We start from the raw sequence: 21,405 nt of genomic DNA on the forward strand, positions 1-21,405 counted from the left end.
CGCCTCAGCTCTGGGACGCAGCTTTGGGAAGGATGTCGTTGGCGACCATTTCGCCGAACGGGCTGACGTAACCGGCGCCTTTGGGCAACTCGGGACGTTCGATGTCCAGGTGCGGGAACAGCAGCTCCGCAACGCGATACGACTCTTCCAGGTGTGGATAACCGGAGAAGATAAAGGTGTCGATGCCCAGGTCAGCGTATTCCTTCACCCGTGCAGCCACGGTCGGGCCATCGCCCACCAGGGCTGTGCCGGCACCGCCACGCACCAGGCCGACGCCGGCCCACAGGTTGGGGCTGACTTCGAGGTTGTCGCGGCTGCCGCCATGCAACGCGGCCATGCGTTGCTGGCCCACGGAGTCAAAACGCGACAGCGAGGCCTGGGCGCGGGCGATGGTCTCATCGTCCACGTGGGAGATCAGTTTGTCGGCGGCCTGCCAGGCTTCGGCGTTGGTTTCACGCACGATCACATGCAGGCGAATGCCGAAGCGCACGGTACGCCCGAGCTTGGCGGCCTTGGCGCGAACCTGTGCGATCTTTTCCGCCACCGCAGCCGGTGGCTCGCCCCAGGTCAACACCATTTCCACTTGTTCGGCCGCCAGGTCCTGGGCCGCTTCGGAGGAGCCACCGAAATACAGCGGCGGACGCGGTTGCTGGATCGGCGGGTAGAGCAATTTGGCGCCTTTGACACTGATGTGCTGGCCGTCGTAATCGACGGTTTCGCCTTCCAGCACGCGACGCCAGATGCGGGTGAATTCCACCGACGCCTGGTAACGCTCTTCATGGCTCAGGAACAACCCGTCGCCGGCCAATTCATCCGGGTCTCCACCGGTCACCAGGTTGAACAACGCCCGGCCGCCGGACAACCGGTCCAGGGTCGCGGCCTGACGCGCAGCCACCGTCGGGGAGATGATCCCGGGGCGCAGCGCGACGAGGAATTTCAAGCGTTGGGTCACCGGAATCAGCGACGCCGCCACCAGCCACGAATCCTCGCAGGAGCGGCCGGTAGGGATCAGCACCCCGCCGAAGCCAAGGCGGTCCGCCGCCTGGGCCACTTGCTGCAGATAACCGTGGTCTACGGCGCGAGCGCCTTCGGCGGTGCCAAGGTAATGGCCGTCGCCGTGAGTAGGCAGAAACCAGAAAATATTGAGGCTCATGGAGTTGTCTCCTGAAGAAGTCGGATTACGGCGCTTTGGCAACGGCGGCGGGTGGCGTCCAGATCACGTCCTTGATGTTCAAGGGTTTGGGGATCAATTTGAGTTGGTAGAAGCTGTCGGCGATTTTCTGCTGCGCGGCAACCACTTCCGGGGTCAGGAACAGCGCCCCGTAGCCCTGGCGTTTCACCGAGGTCAGGGTGATGTCAGCCGGCAGGCCCAGCAGCGGTGCAACTTGTTCGGTGACTTGCTCCGGGTTGGCCTTGGACCACTCGCCCACCGCGCGCACTTCTTCCACCAGCGCCTTGATCACCTCAGGGTGTTTTTCGGCGTAAGGCTTGGTGGCCAGGTAGAACTGATGGTTGTCGGCGATGCCGGTGCCGTCACGCAGGGTGCGGGCTTGCAGCTGTTTCTCGGCGGCCGCCTGATACGGGTCCCAGATCACCCAGGCATCGACACTGCCACGCTCGAACGCGGCGCGGGCATCGGCGGGCGGCAGGAAGACGGTCTGCACGTCGGTGTATTTCAGGCCGGCATCTTCCAGGGCACGCACCAGCAGGTAGTGCACGTTGGAGCCTTTGTTGAGGACGACTTTCTTGCCCTTGAGGTCTTGCACCGATTTGATCGGCGAATCTTTCGGCACCAGGATCGCTTCACTGGTCGGCGCCGGTGGCTCGTAGGCGACGTAGAGCAGATCGGCACCGGCGGCCTGGGCGAACACCGGCGGGGTTTCGCCCGTCACGCCGAAGTCGATGGAGCCGACGTTCAGTCCTTCCAGCAACTGTGGGCCGCCGGGAAACTCAGTCCATTGCACCTGGACGCCCTGCTCGGCCAGGCGCTTCTCCAGCGAGCCCTTGGCCTTGAGCAGCACCAGGGTGCCGTATTTCTGATAGCCGATTCGCAGGGTTTCGGCCGCTTGAGCTTGAACAATGGCGCCGAAGGACACAGCCGCAGCAAACAGTGCGACCAGACCACGACGCAAGATGACAGTGCGCATGGCGCTCTCTCCACAATACGATTAGGGGGTTGGCTGCACCTGCTTGGCCGTTGGCGGCTGAGTAAGGTGAGTAGTACTTGTTGAATCCAGGTAAAGCTGGGTAAGGCTTAAATGCTCCAGCGAGCACTCAACAAACGTTCATTCAACACATTGGGGTCAAGGGGTTTCGGGCGGCGGGCCATGGCGCTGTAGAACGTCTCCAGGGCCTCGCTCAAACGTTGTTCCAGCACCGGCACCAGTTGCGCCTGGGCGCTGCCTTCGCCGTAGGCGATCTGGCTGTCTTCGGCAAAAATCCCGTGGAGCAATTCCTGGGCTTTCAATGCCGACAGCACCGGCTTCAGCGCGTAGTCCACCGCGAGCATGTGGGCAATGCTGCCGCCGGTGGCCATTGGCAATACGATTTTGTGGGCCAGGGCGCGTTCAGGCAGCAGATCGAGGATGGTTTTCAGGGCGCCGGAGAACGAAGCCTTGTACACCGGCGTGGCGATCACCAGGCCATCGGCGTTCGCCACTTGCTGCAGCAGGTCGATGATCTTCGGGCTGTCGAACCGCGCGTGCAGCAAGTCTTCGGCCGGGAAGTCCCGTATCTGATAACTCACCACTTCCACGCCTTGTTGCTGCAACCAGTTGCGGGTGTGATCCAGCAAGACCCCGGACCGGGAACGTTGGCTGGGGCTACCACCAAGTGTTACAACCAGCATGTAGGAAATTCCTTTGGAAAGTGTCGGCGGTTCGCTATGTGGCGATGGCGCCAAGATGGAACAGACCATATCAGCCAATTTATATATCTATAAATCTTATTTTTTCATTTGTTTATTCTTTAAATGCATATACCGCTCACTAAACTCCAGGCATAAAAAAAGGCCGTCGAAACGGCCTTAAAACCCCTGCATTGTGAGACGGTTTGCAGCATCAACTCTTTGTTGCCTGTCAGGCCGCCATCGCGGGCAAGCCCGCTCCCACAAGGGAATGCGATCAACTGTGGGAGCCGGGCTTGCCCGCGATGGCGGTATCAGCCTTAACGGTTTGGTTGAGGCGTCAGCCGCAGATACGGCTTCACCGCCCGGTAGCCCTTCGGAAAGCGCTTCTTGATCTCTTCCTCGTCCTTGAGCGACGGCACGATCACCACTTCATCACCGTCCTGCCAGTTGGCCGGGGTGGCGACTTTATGGCTGTCGGTCAGCTGCAGCGAGTCGATCACCCGCAGGATTTCGTGGAAGTTGCGACCGGTGCTGGCCGGATAGGTAATGGTCAGGCGAATCTTTTTGTTCGGATCAATCACGAACAGCGAGCGCACAGTGAGGGTGTCACTGGCGTTCGGGTGGATCAGGTCATACAGGTCGGAGACCTTGCGGTCTGCGTCGGCCAGGATCGGGAAGTTAACGATGGTGTTCTGGGTTTCGTTGATGTCTTCGATCCACTTGTGGTGCGAGTCCACCGGGTCTACCGACAGGGCAATAGCCTTGACGCCACGCTTGGCGAATTCGTCCTTGAGCTTGGCGGTGAAGCCCAGCTCGGTGGTGCACACCGGGGTGAAGTCCGCCGGGTGGGAAAACAGTACACCCCAGCTATCGCCCAGCCACTCGTGAAAGCGAATCTTGCCGGCGCTGGAATCCTGTTCAAAGTCGGGGGCGATGTCGCCCAGTCTGAGGCTCATGGTGTGGCTCCTGATGAGTGCTTATGGAGCCCACTGTGCCTGCGTTGCGGATTATTTAAAAAGAATAAATATTGATTTATCTAGACGATAAAGGAATATTAAAAATCTATTCATTGGAAAGTCGAACGGGCGAAGCGCACCATCTCTTCAAGGTTCGAGAAGGCCTTGAGACGCTGTACAAAGAGGGGATTCAGGAAGGGCTTGCGGGGGTTGAGCCCGACTTGAACAGTAAAGCACCCTGCCCGGCATTGCGCCGGGCAAGGTTTTACGCTCTTACTTGAACGCGTAGGTGTAGCTCAGAATTACGCGGTTTTCGTCCTGGGAACGGGTGTTCGCCAAGTCGGTACGCCACATCGCGTTTTTCCAGGCAACGCCCAGGTTTTTCAGCGGACCTTCTGGAACAACGTAAGCCAGGGTCAGGTCGCGTTCCCACTCGTTACGCTCGCCGACGGTGGTGTCGATGTTGCTACCTTTGAGGTAAACCACACCGGCAGTCAGGCCAGGTACGCCGATCTTGGCGAAGTCATAGGCGTAGCGAGCTTGCCAGGTACGTTCGCCAGCACGGGCAAACTTCTGGATTTGCATGTCGGTGATGGTGCTGTTCGACGAGCCGTCACCTTGGTTCAACCAAGGGAAGTCGCTGTCGCCCTTGGTGTACTGGTAGCCAGCACCGAAGGTGTGACCGGCAACCGAGTACAGCGCCAGGTAGCTGTACAGGTCGTTGTCGACCTTACCTTTGACCTTGGTGGCGTTGGTCGGATGATCCGAGTAGTAGCCGGAGGTGTAGTAACCGGCAGTATCACCGTTGGCACCGTTGTCACGGCTGCGGTAGTAGCGCAGGTCACTTTTCAGGACGCCAGGACCGATCGCCCAGTTGTGGACCAGGCCCAGGAAGTTCTGAGAGTAGAAATCCTTCAGCTCGCCGAAGTAGTACGAAGCAGTCAGGTCTTTGTTGATTTTGTAGTCAGCGCCGGCGTAGTAGAACTTGTTGACGAAGTTACCTGCGTCATAGTTCGAGCTGCCGTTGGCACCGGCCAGGGACAGACCTTCATTGTTGCTGGAGTTACGGCCTTTGGAGTGCTCGATCTGGCCAGCAGTCAGGGTCAGGTCCTTGAACTCGTTCGAGGAGATCTCGCCGCCCTGGAAGGTTTGTGGCAACAGACGACCGTCGTTGGTCTTGATCACCGGGTTGTTCGGCTGCAAGGTACCGATCTTCAGCACGGTCTGGGAGATCTTGACCTTACCGGTCACGCCCAGGCTGGCGAAATCGTGAACAGCCTTGTTGCCATCACTTGGGAACACGGTGCCGCCGGAAGCAGTGCCCGTGTAGTTACCGTGATCAGCTCGGCTGGAATCCAGACGAACGCCGTACAGGCCGATGGCGTCAAGACCGAAGCCCACAGTACCCTGGGTGAAACCCGAGATGAAACGCAGGTCGAAACCCTGACCCCATTCAGCGTTTTTGCTGCGGGTGTTCGAGGTAGCCGATGGCTTCAGATCGCGGTTGTCGGTGTTGATGTAAAAGTTACGTACGCCCAGCGTGATCTTGCTGTCATCGATAAAACCTGCGGCGCCTGCTTGTTGAGCGATTGCCCCCAAAGCTACGGCCAACGCCAATGTTGACTTCTTCATGTACCGCTCCTCTCATTTCTAATTTTTGTATTTCTTAGGTCTCGGGTCTGACGCCCTTGATCCACAGATGCGCGATTAGCACCGGATAGTGACCGACAAGTCAATCGTAACCTTGTGTGTCTAATACTTTCGTCTAACCGCAGTTAATTTGGTCCCTGCAGGGTAATGAGTTTTTCATACACCCAAAAAGAATTGTTTCATCCTTTTTCATACGATTCAGGAATAACGCTTTCCATGGGACGGTCGGGCCATCAAGGCGGATCCGCTCCATAAGGGTGTTCCTGAAGCGCATGTCTCTTCGCCTTTTTAGATCGTTTCGCGCTGACCCAAAGGTCAATACGTCACCCACGATCAAAAATGCGACGCCATCATGGCCAAACGCACATCATTCCGTCAATTTGTTACAGTTTCTGTATCGATGAAACTTTTCTGCCGTCCCAACAATCCACCTCACCGTACCCGGCGATAATGTCAGTTTGATGTCAGTTTTGTGGATAAATCGGCAAACCCTGTATTCAGGGCCGATGCACCCACCCCGGATGCATGACTCGCCAAATTGACAGGCGAGAGGATTGCCCCCTCGCCCCTTGAGGCTTACAACGCCTTTTCGAAAATCTTCGAATTACGCTGATAGTTGTACAGCGACGCCCGCGCCGAGGGCAGGCGATCCACCGTACTCGGCACAAACCCACGCTCGCGGAACCAGTGGGCGGTACGCGTGGTGAGGACGAACAACGTCTTCAAACCCTGGGCACGGGCACGGGTCTCGATGCGCTCCAGCAGTTCATCGCCACGACCGCCATGACGGTATTCCGGGTTCACCGCCAGGCACGCCAGCTCGCCCGCGTCCGAGTCGGCAATCTGGTACAGCGCCGCACAGGCGATGATCATGCCTTCACGTTCCACCACGCTGAACTGCTCGATTTCCCGCTCCAGCACTTCCCGGGATCGACGCACCAGAATCCCCTGCTCTTCCAGCGGACTGATCAGATCCAGCAACCCCCCGACGTCTTCAATCGCCGCTTCGCGCACCAGCTCGAACTGTTCCTGGGCCACCAGCGTACCGCCGCCGTCCCGGGTGAACAGCTCGGTCAGCAAGGCGCCGTCTTCGGCATAACTGACAATATGGCTGCGCCCTACTCCGCCACGGCAAGCCTCGGCGGCCGCGTCCAGCAGTTCGGCCTGGTAGTTGCTGCCCAGGCGTTGCAGATGCGCGGGCACCTGTTGCGGCCGCAGCTCACGCACCAGGCGACCGTGTTCGTCGATCAGGCCGAGGTCGGCGCCGAACAGCAGCAGCTTGTCCGCGCCCAGGTCAATGGCGGCGCGGGTGGCGACGTCTTCGCAGGCGAGGTTGAAGATTTCACCGGTGGGCGAGTAGCCCAGCGGCGACAGCAGCACGATGGAGCGCTCGTCCAGCAGGCGGTTGATACCCTTGCGATCGACCCGGCGCACTTCGCCGGTGTGGTGATAGTCGACACCCTCAAGCACGCCGATCGGGCGCGCCGTCACCAGGTTGCCGCTGGCCACCCGCAGGCGCGAGCCCTGCATTGGCGACGAGGCCATGTCCATCGACAGCCGCGCTTCGATGGCGATGCGCAGATGGCCGACCGCATCGATCACACACTCCAGGGTCGCGGCATCGGTGATGCGCAAGCCTTCGTGGTAAGCCGGGGTCAGGCCGCGGGCAGCGAGGCGGGTTTCGATTTGCGGGCGTGAGCCGTGGACCAGCACCAGCCGCACGCCCAGGCTGTGGAGCAGCACCAGGTCATGGACGATGTTGCCGAAGTTCGGATGTTCCACACCATCGCCCGGCAGCATGACCACAAAGGTGCAGTCGCGGTGGGCATTGATGTAAGGCGAAGCGTGACGAAGCCAATTGACGTATTCGGGCATAGAACCTGGGCCTGTAATAAAAAGCAGCCAAAAAAGGATGAATCATGGAAACGCACAGCGGGCTGTTGGTTATCGTCGGAACAGGCTTGGCGACACGCTCGCTCTCCTTCTATGTACGGATGGGCAGGGGTTAATTTATGCAGGTGTCAGGCAGTAATGTTGAATCAGTTCCCGCAATAGACGCACTGTAGGCGTCAAGCGTGACATTTCAAGGTACTCGCCGGGCTGGTGGGCACAGGCGATATCGCCAGGGCCGAGCACCAGGGTCTCGCAACCAAGGCGCTGAAGATAAGGCGCTTCGGTGCCGAACGCTACTGCTTCGGCGCGATGACCGGTAAGTCGTTCAGCAACCCGCACCAACTCGGCATCCTCAGGCTGCTCGAAGGGTGGCACTTCCGGGAACAGTGGCGCGTAGTCGATCTTCACCTGATGACGCTCGGCCAGGGGCTCGAGCTTTTGTCGAATGGCGGCGCGCAGCACCTGGGGATCCATGCCGGGCAAGGGCCGCAGGTCGAACTCCAGGGAGCATTGGCCGCAGATGCGGTTGGGGTTGTCGCCCCCGTGGATGCAGCCGAAGTTCAGGGTGGGTTGCGGCACGCTGAATTGCGGGTTGCGGTATTCGCGCTGCCAGGCCAGGCGCAGGCCGCGCAGTTCGCCGATGGCATCGTGCATGGCTTCGAGGGCGCTGTGGCCCAGGCTTGGGTCCGACGAATGGCCACTGCGCCCGAGGATATCGATGCGCTCCATCATCACGCCTTTATGCAGGCGGATAGGCTTGAGGCCGGTGGGCTCACCGATCACCGCCGCGCGACCTAAAGGGCGACCCGCCTCGGCCAGCGCACGGGCGCCGGCCATGGAGCTTTCTTCGTCGCACGTGGCGAGAATCAGCAGCGGTTGCTTGAAGGGTTGGTCCAGCAGCGGCTGCACCGCTTCGATCACCAGGGCGAAAAAGCCCTTCATGTCGCAACTGCCAAGGCCTACCCAGCGGCCGTCGACTTCCGTCAGCTTCAGCGGATCGGTCTGCCACAGGGCACCGTCGTACGGCACGGTATCGCTGTGCCCCGCCAACACCAGCCCGCCAGGGCCGGTACCGAAGCTCGCCAACAGATTGAATTTGCCGGGGCTGACTTGCTGGATGTCGCAGGCAAAACCCAGATCCCCGAGCCAGGTGGCGAGCAAATCGATGACCGGGCGGTTGGATTGGTCGAGAGAGGCCTGGGTACAACTGACCGAAGGCGCGGCAATCAGCGCGGCGAACTGTTCTTTCATGGACGGTAAAGGCATGCGCTGTCTCTTAACTTCCCGGACGAACCCCATCATAGAGCTATCTGCGTTGCACAATAAACCGTTGCGGCACGTTGCCGGGCTCAGTCCTGTACACTGCACGACCTTGGCAGCCACACATTTCCCCGGCTGCGCTCCCGATCCTGGATTTTCCGGCCATGCAGAAAGAAACCGAAATCAAGCTACGCGTCAGCCGCGAAACCCTCGCCGCGCTGCGTGAGCACCCGTTACTGAAAAAACGCAACAAAAGTGGCTGGGAACGCCGTGAGTTGATGAACCAGTACTTCGACACCCCGGAACGCGACCTGGCTCAGGCCAAGGTTGCCCTGCGCCTGCGCAAAGACGGCGACGAAGTGATCCAGACCCTCAAGACCCGTGGCCAGAGCGTCGCCGGTCTGTCGGAACGCAATGAGTACAACTGGGACCTGGCCAAAGCCAAGCTCGACGTGAAGAAACTCGACGACGAATGCTGGCCCGAGCAATTGGCTGAACTGGACAAAAAGACCCTCAAGCCGATCTTCACCACCGATTTCGTGCGTGAACGCGCCGAAATCGCCTGGGGCCGTGGCAAGGCCAAGGTCGTGATCGAAGCGGCCCTGGACCTCGGTCACGTGGTCGCCGGCAAGCAGAAAGAAGAAATCTGCGAGCTGGAACTGGAGCTGCGCGAAGGCGACCCGGCCGCCCTGCTGGAGCTGGCCGCAGAGCTGGCCGCAACCCTGGCACTGATGCCGTGCGATATCAGCAAGGCCGAGCGTGGCTATCGCCTGTTCGACGCCAACAGCTATTCCCTGAGCCTGCCGGCACCGCTACTGCACGCCGAGATGCCGCTGGACGACGCGTTCGCCGCTGTCATGTGGCACCTGTTGGGCAGCAGCCAGCGCCTGGCCGAGCAATACCGTTTCAATGGCCACTGGCGTCTGCTGCAAGACTGGGTGGAAAACCTCGGCGAATTGCGTGCCCTGCTCGGCAGCCTCGGCCAGGCCGCGCCACGCCAGTCCACCAGCGAACTGCGGGCCGCACTGGACGCCTTGCTGGAAGACTGGCGCCCGCTGGTCCAGGCCGGTGACGACGATGAAGACATCCGCAAGGCCGCGCCGGAACAGTTCGCCGAAGAACTGGAAGACGTGCGCTGGGGCCTGTTCTCCCTGACCACCTCCCGCTGGCTGCTCGCCCGCACCTGGGCGGCCGATCGCAACGTGCGTGGCAACCGCCAGGGCGCTGCACAACTCGCCAACTGGCTGCCGCGCCTGCTGGCCGACGATGCCGTTGCCCTGCAACTGCCGCGTTACCAGCAACAGCCGGAAGACCTGGCTGAGCAACTGCCGCGCATCGAACGCATCCTGGCCTGGCTGCACCATGCACGCCAGGTGCTGGAGATCGCCGAGCTGGACCGCTTGTATGGCGAGCTGAACAAGCTGGCCCACCTGGCCAACCAGCCGATTACCGATGAGTCGCTGGATGCGCGGATGCATCAGGCGATCGCGGTTTATCAGAATCGCGCCTGGAAAACCCTGCTGCGCCTGTAACCCCCTTGGTGGCGAGGGAGCTTGCTCCCTCGCGCTTAGCGCAGCACCGGCAAACTCGTGGTGGACTTGATCTCCGACAAGGCCACTATCGAGTTGACCTCCTGGATCCCCGGCACCATCGACAGTTTTTCGAAGAAAAACCGTTCATACGCCTCGATGTCCGACGTGACGATCCGCAGTAGAAAATCCACCGCCCCCATCAGCACATAACATTCCAGTACTTCCGGAAAGCCGCGAATCGCCTCGGTGAATTCGGTGAAGTTGGAACGGCCGTGGGCGTTGAGTTTCACCTCGGCAAAAATCTGCGTGTTCAGGCCGATTTTCTTGCGATCCAGCAGGGTGACCTGGCCGCGAATCACCCCCTCCTCTTTCAGCCGCTGAATTCGCCGCCAGCACGGTGACTGCGACAGGCCGACCTGTTCGGCGATCTGTGCGCTGGAAAGCGAAGCGTCTTCCTGCAACAGCGCCAGAATGCGCCGGTCGTACACGTCCAACTCACTGTGCATAAAAATACCCATTAATCATTACTTCAGGAATTACATGATGCTCTTATAAGCCAATATCGGCTTTTTTAGATAAGAAATCTCCCGCGCCGAATGCAAAAATTTCTGCAGTCGAATCCGGAGAATCATCATGCACGTCGTCGAAGCCGCCAGCCCCGCCCCACGCGTCGATGCCTGGGCCGTCAGCAGTGCCCACTGCCAGGCGCACTATCAAATCCTCGCCGAGGCAGAGCCCGATGTGTTGTGCCGGGTGCTCAACTATTTTGCCCTGCAGTTCCTGGTGCCTCGCCACGTGAACGTGCAGCGCGAAGACGACCTGCTGGCGATCGAGATCGTGATGGATGGCCTGAGCTGGCACCGCGCCCAGGTGATCGGTGAAAAACTTCGTAACCTGATCAGCGTGTGCTCGCTGGAGCTGCAGCCAGCTGATGCCGCGCGGCCTCTGGCGGCACAGGCGGCGGGTCAGTAAAAGCCTGCAATAACCCCTGGAGGCCTTCGCGCAAAGGGTGACTAGCCTGAGGACTACGCCTAACCGTTAGCCAGGAACGTCACCATGTCCGTTGCGCCAAAAGCCCAGGATCGCTGGCTGGAAACCCATCAGCTGTTGCCTGCCCTGATCGACCAGGGCCTGGTGCCCGCCGATCTGACCGTACCGGCGAACAGTGGGCTGCATCCCCTTGAATGCATTGCCAGCCAGGGCCCGTCCCTGGAAACCCTGACCGAATGGCTCGCCCGCCACTGCGGCCAGCCCTACCTGCGTATCGACCCGTTGAAAATCGACGTTGCAGCGGTAGTGCCGCTGATGTCCTACGCCTTTGCCCAGCGGCACAGGATCCTCGCCGTGGCGGTGGATGCCCACAGCGTCACGGTCGCCAGCGCCCAGCCGTATGTAAACAGTTGGGAAGCCGGCCTGGCCCAGGTATTGAAGCGTTCCATCCGGCGAGTGGTCGCCAACCCCCAGGATATTCAGCGCTGCACCGTGGAGTTTTACCGGCTGGCTAAATCGGTGAGCGGCGCGGTTGATCAAAAGACATCCGGCACCCCCAACATCGAGCAACTGCTTACCCTCGGCGCCAGCGACCAGGAGCCCGACGCCAATGACGCGCACATCGTCAATATCGTCGACTGGCTGCTGCAGTACGCCTTTGCCCAGCGGGCCAGCGATATCCATATCGAACCCGGGCGCGATCAGGGCCGCGTGCGGTTTCGCATCGACGGGCTGCTGCACGACGTCTATCAATTTCCATCCCAGGTGACGACGGCGGTGGTCAGCCGCCTGAAAAGCCTTGGCCGGATGAACGTGGCGGAAAAACGCAAACCCCAGGACGGCCGGGTAAAGACCAAAAGCCCCGCAGGCGGCGAAGTGGAACTGCGCCTGTCGACCCTGCCTACGGCCTTCGGCGAAAAGCTGGTGATGCGGATTTTCGACCCGCAGGTTCTGCACAAGGATTTCCAGCAACTGGGGCTCTCCAGCGACGACCTGCAACGCTGGCAGTCCATGACCGGCCAGGCCAATGGCATCATCCTGGTCACCGGCCCCACCGGGTCGGGCAAGACCAGCACCCTGTACACCACGCTCAAGCAACTGGCGACCCGTGAGGTCAACCTGTGCACCGTCGAAGACCCGATCGAAATGGTCGAGCCGGCCTTCAACCAGATGCAGGTCCAGCACAACATCGACCTGACCTTCGCCAGCGGCATCCGCGCCCTGATGCGCCAGGACCCGGACATCATCATGGTCGGCGAGATTCGCGACCTGGAAACCGCAGAAATGGCGATCCAGGCCGCGCTCACCGGGCACCTGGTGCTGTCGACGCTGCACACCAACGACGCACCCGGCGCCATCAGCCGCTTGCTGGAACTGGGCATTCCCCATTACCTGATCAACGCCACGCTGCTGGGGGTGATGGCCCAGCGTCTGGTGCGTGTGTTGTGCCCGCACTGCAAGCGGCCCGCCGGGCAGGTCTATCAGGCCGTCGGTTGCGGGGAATGTCGGGAAAGTGGTTATCGAGGGCGGGCCGGGATCTACGAGGTCATGCTGCTGAACGATCGCCTCAAGGCCCTGATCACCCCGGGCGCCGACGTCCAGGCCCTGCGCCATGCGGCCCTTGGCGAGGGAATGTGCAGCTTGCGGTCTGCCGGTACACGCAAGGTCATGGCAGGGCTGACGACGCTGGAAGAGGTACTGCGAGTGACGCCTGGGGATTCAGAAACAAATCCTTTGATTGATGGGCCGGTAAACCGTCCTTATCCCTGACAACACCGTTACAATCGGTCAAACCTCGCGTTACCGCCAACACCAGACAAGGAATCGTTATGCAGATCGGAACCGTACTGCTGCTATTTGTAGGCTTGGCCGTCGCCATCCTCTTCATGGGTTTCAAGGTTGTCCCACAGGGCTACCAGTGGACGGTCGAGCGCTTCGGCCGCTACACCAACACCCTCAAGCCGGGCCTGAATATCATCATCCCGGTCATGGACCGCATCGGTCGCAAGATCAACGTGATGGAAAGCGTGCTGGATATTCCGCCCCAGGAAGTCATCACCGCCGACAACGCCACAGTGCAGATCGACGCCGTGTGCTTCTTCCAGGTGGTCAATACGGCCCAGGCCGCCTACGAGGTGAACAACCTCGAACACGCCATCCGCAACCTGCTGCAAACCAACATCCGTACCGTGCTCGGCTCCATGGAGCTGGATGCGATGCTCAGCCAGCGTGACGGCATCAACGAGAAACTGCTGCGCACCGTCGACGAAGCCACCGCACCGTGGGGCATCAAGATCACCCGGATCGAGATCAAGGACATCAGCCCGCCAGCCGACCTGATGGCCGCGATGTCCGGCCAGATGAAGGCCGAGCGGATCAAGCGTGCGCAGATCCTCGAAGCCGAAGGCCTGCGAGCCTCCGCGATCCTGACCGCCGAAGGCAAGAAGCAGGCGCAGATTCTTGAAGCTGAAGGCGGTCGTCAGGCCGCGTTCCTTGAGTCCGAAGCCCGCGAACGTCAGGCCGAGGCCGAAGCCCGCGCCACCCAGGTGGTCTCGGAAGCAATTGCCACCGGTAACGTGCAGGCGATCAACTACTTTGTCGCCCAGAAATACATCGACGCACTGGGCAAGCTGGCCTCGGCCAACAACAGCAAGGTGATCCTGATGCCGCTGGAAGCCAGCCAGGTGATTGGTGCCGTCGGCGGCATCGGCGAGATCGTCAAGGCAACCTTCGACAACAAGAAAGCCTGAGGCACGCGCCATGTGGGAATTCCTGCAGCACCTGTCGTTTTGGGACTGGCTGGCACTGGGCACCGTGCTGTTGATCCTTGAAGTGTTCGGTGCCGGTGGTTATCTGTTGTGGATGGGCATCGCCGCCGCCGCGGTGGGCGTGATCAAGTTCCTGATCCCCAGCCTGGGCCTTGAGTGGCAACTGCTGCTGTTCGCGGTGCTCTCGATCCTCACGGCGGTGTACTGGTGGCGACGCCAGCGCAGCAGCGCCAAGGTCAGCGACCAGCCGGGGCTGAACATGCGTGGCTCGGAGTTGATGGGGCGCACCTTTGTGGTGCATCAGGCAATTATCGAGGGCCGTGGCAAGATCAAGATCGGCGATGGTGTATGGATCGCAGCCGGCCCGGACGCGCCCGTGGGAGCCCACGTGCGTGTCATCGGTCAGGACGGCGTGATTCTGAAGGTTGAAACTGTTTAGTCAGCCATGGAACTCGGCTGGGCTATCTACAATCAAACTGTACAGATAACCCAGTCGGAGTCACCCATCATGCGTCTAAAATATGCTGTCGCAACCCTTGCTGTGCTTTCCCTTCCTGTCGGTTCAGCCATGGCCGACAGCTTCTGGCGTAATGTCATCTCATCGGGTGCCACCACTGGCTCGACGTACCTGACCTTCAAGGACCACAAAATGGTGGTCGCCGCTCAAGACGACGCCGGTAGCTTCGTCGCCAGCGACGGCAGCATCCGTGGCCCCTACCTGGAAGCCGCGATGCAGAAGGTCCGCGCCGATAATCCTGGCCTGAAAGCCACGGACATGGACCTGGCCAACGCGATTCTGGCGAAAAACGCCATTGCTTCCGAGTAACACCGCCACCTGAAAAATGCCGCTCTTTGGGAGCGGCATTTTTTTGCCCAATTTTCCTACGGTCAATGCTGGCGATTCCGCATTCGAACAGGAAAAGTCCTGTCGAACTGCCCGCACGCCACGCAACAAGCTGTCGATTCCCTTTAGCCCAAGTGAATCGATGATCATGCAAAAACTCTCCTGCGCGCTTCTGCTCGCCGCGATTGCCACCCCCTATGCCCAGGCAGAAGGCTGGTACGGGTCGGCAAAGCTCAACAGTGCCCGCCAGAATCTCTCCAGCGCCCTGCTGACCAGCCCCCGCGTCACCGATCGGGTGTCGGCCCCCGATAGCAGCAAAACCTTCACCGGATCATTCGCCTTGGGTTATGCCTTTGCCGATGGCTGGCGCCTGGAAGGGGAATACACCACCCCCAGCCAGTCGAACTTCAAATCCCAATGGGCGCCATTCAATGCCAACGTCAACAGCCTGCAGGCCGACAGCCAGCGCTTGATGCTCAATGGTTATAAAAACATCCCGATCAACGAGTGGCTGTCGTTCTACGGCATGGCGGGAGTGGGTTTGGCCCAGATTGACGCCGAGGGTTACCAGACCAACAAGACCCGGCGCTTCGCCAGCAACCGCCAGCACAATTTCGCCTACAGCGTAGGCCTCGGGCTGGACGCCAAGGTCAGCGAAACCCTGACCCTGGGCACCGGCTGGCGCTACGCGGACATGGGCAGGATTGAAACCGGCTACAACACCTTCGCCAACCGTATCAACGCCCGCGACGAGCAGCTGAAGGGCAAGCTCAAGGAGCAGAATGTGTTTCTGGAGGCCCGCGTAGCCTTCTAGGCCAAGCCCCAGGGATGCCGCCGCCAGGGCGGCATTTTTTGACCAGAGGGTGACGATTCATTCACAGACGACAGGCTATATTCAGTCGAGCCGTGCAACCATGCCCGGCATTGATATGCTTTTTTCTCATCGTCTACCTGAAACGGATGCCTTCAACGCCATGAGCCAACTGCCTTTTCTGCCGTTTTCCAAGCCCACCATTGATGAAGCCACCATCTCGGCGGTGGGCGACGTACTGCGCTCCGGCTGGATCACCAGCGGGCCGAAAGTGCAGGCGTTCGAAGCGCAGCTGTCGGAATACTTTGGCGGGCGCCCGGTGCGCACCTTCAACTCGGGCACCTGCACCATGGAGATCGCCTTGCGCATCGCCGGCATCGGGCCCGGGGATGAAGTTATCACCACCCCGATCTCGTGGGTCGCCACTGCCAACGTGATTCTGGAGGTCGGCGCCACGCCAGTGTTCGCCGATATCGACCCGGTCACCCGCAATATCGACCTGGCCCAGGTAGAAGCGGCAATCACCCCGCGCACCAAGGCGATCATCCCGGTGTACCTGGCCGGCCTTCCCGTGGACATGCCGCTGCTCTACGCACTGGCCAACAAGTACAACCTGCGCATTGTCGAAGATGCTGCCCAGGCCCTGGGCTCCAGCTGGGATGGCGAACGTATAGGCTCTACGGGCGATTTCGTGTCATTCAGCTTCCAGGCGAACAAGAACATCACGTCGTCCGAAGGCGGCTGCCTGGTGTTGAACACCCCTGAAGAAGCACGCCTGGCCGAGAAATATCGCCTGCAAGGCGTTACCCGCACCGGCTTCGACGGCCTGGACGTGGATGTGCTCGGCGGCAAGTTCAACATGACCGACATTGCAGCGGCCATCGGCCTGGGTCAGTTTGCCCATATCGAGAAAATCACCGCCCACCGCCAGGCATTGGCGCGGCACTATTTCGAGTGTTTCGGCAGTGATTTTGAAGCGCAGTACGGTGCGCAATTGCCACCGGCGGATTTCGAAAACAGCAACTGGCACCTGTTCCAGCTGGTACTGCCAGAGCGCCAGGACGGTTTGCCGGCCCGTGCCACATTCATGGAGCAGATGCAGGCCCATGGCGTCGGCATTGGCTATCACTACCCGCCGATCCACCTGCTGAGCTTGTACAAGGCGCAGGGATTCAAGGAAGGCATGTTCCCGGTAGCGGAAAAAGTGGGGCGTTTGATTGTGTCGCTGCCGATGTTCACGGCGATGACGAAAGCGGACGTAGAGCGTTCGGTAGCGGCGGTAAAAGCGGTGTTGAAGCGCTGACAAAACCTTTGCGGGAGCCGGTTGCCGGCTCCCGCAGCGGGATCACTCGCCGATGGCAGCCTTGTAACCGGCAGCGTCCAGCAGTTTTTCCAGGTCAGCCGGGTTGCTTGGCTTGAGCTTGAAGATCCAGGCCCCGTAAGGGTCGGAGTTCAACAGCTCTGGCTCACCGCTCAAGGCGTCGTTCACCGCGATCACTTCGCCAGCAATTGGCGAGTAGATATCCGAAGCGGCCTTCACCGATTCAACCACGCCGGCCTGGTCAGCCGCTTTGAACACGTTGCCGACTTCGGTCAACTCAACGAACACCACATCCCCCAATGCTTCCTGGGCATGGTCCGAGATTCCGACGGTCACGGTGCCGTCAGCTTCCAGACGGGCCCATTCGTGACTTTCGGCAAAACGCAGGTCGGCAGGGATATCGCTCATAGTCTGTGTCCTCAAGAAAAAATGTCAGCGGCCATTGGCCCGCCGGAAAAGTTAAATCAATGTTTTGCCATGGCGCACGAACGTCGGCTTGACCACCCGAACCGGGTACCACTTGCCGCGGATTTCCACCTCGGCCCGGTCAGCAGTCGCCGACGGCACACGTGCCAGTGCAATGGATTTGCTTAGCGTAGGAGAGAAACTACCACTGGTGATCTCTCCTTCGCCAACATTGGCGATACGAACCACTTGATGCGCGCGTAAAACCCCACGTTCCTCCAGCACCAGGCCGACCAGCTTGGACTTCACACCTGCTGCTTTTTCGGCTTCCAGGGCGGCACGGCCAATAAAATCACGCCCGGCCGGCTCCCAGGCGATGCTCCAGGCCATGTTGGCCGCCAAGGGCGATACGTCCTGATGAATATCCTGACCGTAGAGGTTCATGCCGGCCTCAAGGCGCAGCGTGTCGCGGGCGCCGAGGCCGATGGGGGAAATGCCTGCGCCGACCAGATCGTTGAAAAACGCCGGGGCCTGCTCGGCCGGCAGGACAATTTCCAGGCCGTCTTCACCGGTATAACCGGTGCGCGCAATAAACCAATCGCCGTCGGCCAGGCCTTCAAAGGGCTTGAGCTGGTGGATCAAGGTGGCGCGAGACTGAGTCACCAGCTCGGCGATCTTCTGCCGGGCATGGGGGCCCTGAATGGCAAGCATGGCCAACTCGGGACGCTCGTGAAGCCGGGCCTGATAGCTGCCAAGCCGGGCCTGCATCCAGGCCATGTCCTGGTCACGGGTAGCGGCGTTGACCACCAGCCGGTAACCACTCTCGGTACGGTAGACAATCATGTCATCCACCACGCCGCCCTGCTCGTTGAGCATGGCGCTGTACAACGCACGGCCGCAGCCGTGCAATCGGTCAACATCATTGGCCAGCAAATGCTGGAGCCATTCCTTGGCCTGGGGGCCTGTGATATCGATCACGGTCATATGGGATACATCAAACACCCCGCAATCGCGTCGCACCTGATGGTGCTCCTCAACCTGCGAGCCGTAATGCAAAGGCATATCCCAACCGCCAAAATCGACCATTTTCGCGCCAAGGGCGAGATGCAGGTCATACAGAGGCGTGCGCTGTCCCATGGGTTTCTCCTTCCGGGCGTGGCGAAGGTGCGGACGGTTGCCGTTCGGGCTACACACCTTGAAATACAAGGCCTGTAGCCGCGTTCAGCGACCCGATCTGGAAGATCGACCGCACCGAATGCCGCGCATTGTAGCCTCAAGGCGTAGGACTGGCACCTAGCCGATTTGTCTCGCCGAACGTCGGATCAGCCCGATGACCGGTAACAGGCCCACCAACACCAGGGTCAGGGCCGGCAGAGAAGCCCGCGCCCACTCGCCTTCGCTGGTCATCTCGAAAATCCGGACCGCCAGCGTGTCCCAGCCGAACGGGCGCATCAGCAAGGTGGCCGGCATTTCCTTGAGCACATCGACAAACACCAGCAACGCCGCGCTCAGGGTGCCCGGCAGCAAGAGTGGCAGATACACTTTGCAAAACAGTCGCGGCCCGCTGACTCCCAGACTGCGGGCGGCTTCGGGCAAGGAAGGACGGATTCGCGCCAGGCTGTTTTCCAGCGGCCCATAGGCCACCGCAATGAACCGCACCAGATACGCCAGCAAGAGCGCCGACAGGCTACCCAGTAACAGCGGCTTGCCGGCGCCGCCCAACCAGCCTGAGACCGGGATCACCAGTTCGCGATCCAGGTAGCTGAACGCCAACATGATCGACACCGCCAGCACCGAGCCCGGCAGCGCGTAGCCCACGTTGGCCAGGCTGATGCCGGAGCGGATGGCCCGCGTGGGGGCCAGGCGATGGGCGAATGCCAGCACCAGGGCCACACTGACGGTGATCAGGGCCGCCATCCCCCCCAGGTACAGGGTATGGACGATCAGACCGGCGTAGCGCTCGTCCAGGTCGAAGCGGCCGCGCTGCCAGAACCAGGCCACCAGTTGCAGCATCGGAATCACAAACGCGCAGGCAAACACCAAGCCGCACCAACCGCTGGCCACCACTGCCTTGAACCCGCGCAGGTGGTATAGCGCCTTGCCGCGAGGCCGCTCATTGCTCGGCCGGCTGGCGCCCCGGGCACGGCGTTCGCCGTACAGCACCAACATCACCACCAGCAACAAGAGGCTGGCCAACTGCGCCGCACTGGAAAGGCTGAAAAAGCCGTACCAGGTCTTGTAGATGGCGGTGGTAAAGGTGTCGAAGTTGAACACCGAGACCGCGCCGAAATCCGCCAGGGTCTCCATCAACGCCAGGGCCACGCCTGCACCGATAGCGGGGCGCGCCATGGGCATGGCTACGCGCCAGAATGCCTGCCACGGGGACTGGCCCAATACCCGCGCCGCTTCCATCAGGCCTTTGCCCTGGGCCAGGAAGGCCGTGCGCGCCAGCAGATAAACGTAGGGGTAGAACACCAGCACCAGCACGATGATCACGCCGCTGGTTGATCGCACGCGGGGCAGGCGCAAGCCCATGCCGAACACGTCGCGCAACAGGGTTTGTACCGGGCCGGAGAAGTCCAGCAGGCCGACGAACACGAAGGCCAGGACGTAGGCGGGAATCGCGAAAGGCAGCATCAAGGCCCAGTCCAGCCAACGCCGGCCGGGAAATTCGCAGAGGCTGGTCAGCCACGCCAGGCTCACGCCCAGCAGCGTGACGCCCACACCGACACCCAGCACCAGGGTCAGGGTGTTACCCAACAGGCGCGGCATCTGGGTTTCCCAAAGATGGGACCAGATCTGTTGGTCGATGGTCTGCCACGACAGCAACAGGACGCTCAGCGGCAACAGCACCAGGGCGGCGACGGTGAAGACCGGCAGGTACCAGCGGCGTTGGGCGGGATGGGCCAAAAGGATCGGATCTCTGGGAATAATATCTTGAACTCGCCACAACACAGTGTGGGAGCCGGGCTTGTCGAACCGTCGCACCGCCGCGATGCCGGCACCACGGTGTGTCAGTCACACCGTAGTGATGCTATCGCAGGCAAGCCAGCTCCCACACTGTCTTGCGGTGTCTTGAAGAGTCTACTTAGTTCCAGCCAGCCCGATCCATCAAGCGAATGGCCTCAGCCTGACGTTTGCCCGCCACTTCCACCGGCAATGTATCGGCCACAAACTTGCCCCAGGTCGCGACTTCCGCCGACGGCGGCACCGCCGGGTTGGCCGGGAACTCCTGGTTCACGTCCGCAAAGATCTTCTGCGCTTCCGGCGTGGTCATCCACTCCACCAGCGCCTTGGCGGCCTCCGGATGTGGCGCATGTTTGGTCAGGCCGATGCCCGACAGGTTGACGTGCACCCCACGGTCGCCCTGGTTCGGCCAGAACAGCTTCACCGCCAGGTCCGGCTTCCGCTTGTGCAGGCGGCCGTAGTAGTAGGTATTGACGATACCGACGTCGCACTGCCCGGCATTGATCGCCTCCAGCACGGCGATGTCATCGGAGAACACGTCGGTGGACAGGTTGTTGACCCAGCCCTTGACGATTTCCTCGGTCTTGGCCGCGCCATGGGTTTCGATCAGGGTGGCGGTCAGCGACTGGTTGTAGACCTTCTTCGCGGTACGCAGGCACAGGCGGCCTTCCCACTGCTTGTCAGCCAGGGCTTCGTAGGTGGTCAGGTCGCCCGGCTTCACGCGGTCGGTGGAGTAGGCGATGGTGCGCGCGCGCAGGCTCAAGCCGGTCCAGGCATGGGCCGAAGAGCGATATTGAAGGGGAATATTCTTGTCGATCACCGCGGAGGTGAACGGTTGCAGGATGCCCATCTGCTCGGCTTGCCACAGGTTGCCGGCGTCAACGGTGAGCAGCAGGTCGGCGGTGGCGTTTTCACCTTCGGCCTTGATGCGCTGCATCAGCGGCGCTTCCTTGTCGGTGATGAACTTGATCTGCACGCCGGTCTTCTTGGTGTAGGCGTCGAACACCGGCTTGATCAGTTCGTCGATACGCGAGGAGTAGACCACGACTTCGTCGGCCGCCTGCACGGTGGTGCTGCCGATAAGGGTGAGTGCCAGGGCAGTCAGGAGGCGCTTGGGTGCCAACATGGGTGCGGTCTCTCATTTGCAAAAAGAGGGCAAA

General features: G+C 60.8%; 20 protein-coding genes. 8 read left to right on the forward strand and 12 right to left on the reverse strand.

What is annotated here, in order from left to right:
- Nucleotides 1-4 precede the first annotated feature (4 nt).
- The 7 genes from ssuD to argE all read right to left on the reverse strand — a co-directional run bounded on the left by ssuD (nucleotide 5) and on the right by argE (nucleotide 8,613).
- Nucleotides 5-1,153, reverse strand: a complete 1,149-nt coding sequence (gene ssuD / locus MUM_RS0105565; protein ID WP_010167857.1) for an FMNH2-dependent alkanesulfonate monooxygenase — start codon at nucleotides 1,151-1,153, stop codon at nucleotides 5-7.
- Nucleotides 1,154-1,178: 25 nt separating this feature from the next.
- Nucleotides 1,179-2,147 (reverse strand): sulfonate ABC transporter substrate-binding protein, encoded by a 969-nt coding sequence (locus MUM_RS0105570; protein WP_010167860.1) that lies wholly within the window; start codon nucleotides 2,145-2,147, stop codon nucleotides 1,179-1,181.
- 107 nt (nucleotides 2,148-2,254) lie between these two features.
- The gene (gene ssuE, locus MUM_RS0105575) at nucleotides 2,255-2,848 is read right to left on the reverse strand and encodes an NADPH-dependent FMN reductase (RefSeq protein ID WP_003213909.1); all 594 of its coding nucleotides are present in this window, start codon (nucleotides 2,846-2,848) and stop codon (nucleotides 2,255-2,257) included.
- Between the two features lie 317 nt (nucleotides 2,849-3,165).
- The gene (locus MUM_RS0105580; RefSeq protein WP_010167863.1) at nucleotides 3,166-3,804 is read right to left on the reverse strand and encodes a peroxiredoxin; all 639 of its coding nucleotides are present in this window, start codon (nucleotides 3,802-3,804) and stop codon (nucleotides 3,166-3,168) included.
- A 273-nt stretch (nucleotides 3,805-4,077) separates the two neighbouring features.
- Nucleotides 4,078-5,436: an OprD family porin gene (locus MUM_RS0105585; protein WP_003213912.1), complete on the reverse strand. Its 1,359-nt coding sequence runs from the start codon at nucleotides 5,434-5,436 to the stop codon at nucleotides 4,078-4,080.
- A gap of 594 nt (nucleotides 5,437-6,030) precedes the next feature.
- Nucleotides 6,031-7,329: an amino-acid N-acetyltransferase gene (gene argA / locus MUM_RS0105590; RefSeq protein WP_010167865.1), complete on the reverse strand. Its 1,299-nt coding sequence runs from the start codon at nucleotides 7,327-7,329 to the stop codon at nucleotides 6,031-6,033.
- Nucleotides 7,330-7,464: 135 nt separating this feature from the next.
- A complete protein-coding gene (gene argE, locus MUM_RS0105595) occupies nucleotides 7,465-8,613 on the reverse strand; it encodes an acetylornithine deacetylase (protein WP_010167868.1) in 1,149 nt (382 codons plus the stop codon).
- Nucleotides 8,614-8,771: 158 nt separating this feature from the next.
- Here argE and MUM_RS0105600 point away from each other — a divergent pair, with 158 nt between their 5' ends.
- Entirely contained in the window at nucleotides 8,772-10,139 is a 1,368-nt protein-coding gene (locus tag MUM_RS0105600) for a CYTH domain-containing protein (RefSeq protein WP_010167869.1), read from the forward strand.
- A 35-nt stretch (nucleotides 10,140-10,174) separates the two neighbouring features.
- On the opposite strand, the gene MUM_RS0105605 is transcribed toward MUM_RS0105600, so the two are convergent.
- The gene (locus MUM_RS0105605; protein WP_010167872.1) at nucleotides 10,175-10,645 is read right to left on the reverse strand and encodes an Lrp/AsnC family transcriptional regulator; all 471 of its coding nucleotides are present in this window, start codon (nucleotides 10,643-10,645) and stop codon (nucleotides 10,175-10,177) included.
- A 127-nt stretch (nucleotides 10,646-10,772) separates the two neighbouring features.
- Here MUM_RS0105605 and MUM_RS0105610 point away from each other — a divergent pair, with 127 nt between their 5' ends.
- The 7 genes from MUM_RS0105610 to MUM_RS0105640 all read left to right on the forward strand — a co-directional run bounded on the left by MUM_RS0105610 (nucleotide 10,773) and on the right by MUM_RS0105640 (nucleotide 16,855).
- A complete protein-coding gene (locus MUM_RS0105610; RefSeq protein WP_010167874.1) occupies nucleotides 10,773-11,111 on the forward strand; it encodes a hypothetical protein in 339 nt (112 codons plus the stop codon).
- Nucleotides 11,112-11,195: 84 nt separating this feature from the next.
- Complete coding sequence (locus MUM_RS0105615; RefSeq protein WP_010167877.1) at nucleotides 11,196-12,899, forward strand: GspE/PulE family protein; 1,704 nt, start codon at nucleotides 11,196-11,198, stop codon at nucleotides 12,897-12,899.
- A 59-nt stretch (nucleotides 12,900-12,958) separates the two neighbouring features.
- Nucleotides 12,959-13,879 carry an SPFH domain-containing protein gene (locus tag MUM_RS0105620; RefSeq protein WP_003213925.1) on the forward strand — a complete coding sequence of 307 codons (921 nt, stop codon included), beginning with the start codon at nucleotides 12,959-12,961 and terminating at the stop codon, nucleotides 13,877-13,879.
- Nucleotides 13,880-13,889: 10 nt separating this feature from the next.
- Complete coding sequence (locus tag MUM_RS0105625) at nucleotides 13,890-14,336, forward strand: NfeD family protein (RefSeq protein WP_010167880.1); 447 nt, start codon at nucleotides 13,890-13,892, stop codon at nucleotides 14,334-14,336.
- 69 nt (nucleotides 14,337-14,405) lie between these two features.
- Nucleotides 14,406-14,723, forward strand: a complete 318-nt coding sequence (locus MUM_RS0105630; protein WP_010167882.1) for a DUF2388 domain-containing protein — start codon at nucleotides 14,406-14,408, stop codon at nucleotides 14,721-14,723.
- Between the two features lie 160 nt (nucleotides 14,724-14,883).
- Nucleotides 14,884-15,555, forward strand: coding sequence for an outer membrane beta-barrel protein (locus MUM_RS0105635; protein WP_010167884.1), 672 nt, complete (start codon nucleotides 14,884-14,886; stop codon nucleotides 15,553-15,555).
- Between the two features lie 160 nt (nucleotides 15,556-15,715).
- On the forward strand, nucleotides 15,716-16,855 hold the full coding sequence (locus tag MUM_RS0105640; RefSeq protein ID WP_010167886.1) for a DegT/DnrJ/EryC1/StrS family aminotransferase: 1,140 nt from the start codon (nucleotides 15,716-15,718) through the stop codon (nucleotides 16,853-16,855).
- A gap of 42 nt (nucleotides 16,856-16,897) precedes the next feature.
- Here the strand turns inward: MUM_RS0105640 and gcvH are convergent, their stop codons facing one another.
- The 4 genes from gcvH to MUM_RS0105660 form a co-directional block, all read right to left on the reverse strand.
- Nucleotides 16,898-17,281, reverse strand: a complete 384-nt coding sequence (gene gcvH, locus MUM_RS0105645) for a glycine cleavage system protein GcvH (RefSeq protein WP_010167888.1) — start codon at nucleotides 17,279-17,281, stop codon at nucleotides 16,898-16,900.
- A gap of 51 nt (nucleotides 17,282-17,332) precedes the next feature.
- A complete protein-coding gene (gene gcvT / locus MUM_RS0105650; protein WP_010167890.1) occupies nucleotides 17,333-18,415 on the reverse strand; it encodes a glycine cleavage system aminomethyltransferase GcvT in 1,083 nt (360 codons plus the stop codon).
- A gap of 156 nt (nucleotides 18,416-18,571) precedes the next feature.
- A complete protein-coding gene (locus MUM_RS0105655) occupies nucleotides 18,572-20,188 on the reverse strand; it encodes an ABC transporter permease (RefSeq protein ID WP_010167892.1) in 1,617 nt (538 codons plus the stop codon).
- Nucleotides 20,189-20,366: 178 nt separating this feature from the next.
- The gene (locus MUM_RS0105660) at nucleotides 20,367-21,371 is read right to left on the reverse strand and encodes an extracellular solute-binding protein (RefSeq protein WP_010167894.1); all 1,005 of its coding nucleotides are present in this window, start codon (nucleotides 21,369-21,371) and stop codon (nucleotides 20,367-20,369) included.
- Nucleotides 21,372-21,405 lie beyond the last annotated feature (34 nt).

Origin of the sequence: Pseudomonas sp. PAMC 25886 (assembly GCF_000242655.1) — a bacterium.
Classification (GTDB): Bacteria; Pseudomonadota; Gammaproteobacteria; order Pseudomonadales; family Pseudomonadaceae; genus Aquipseudomonas.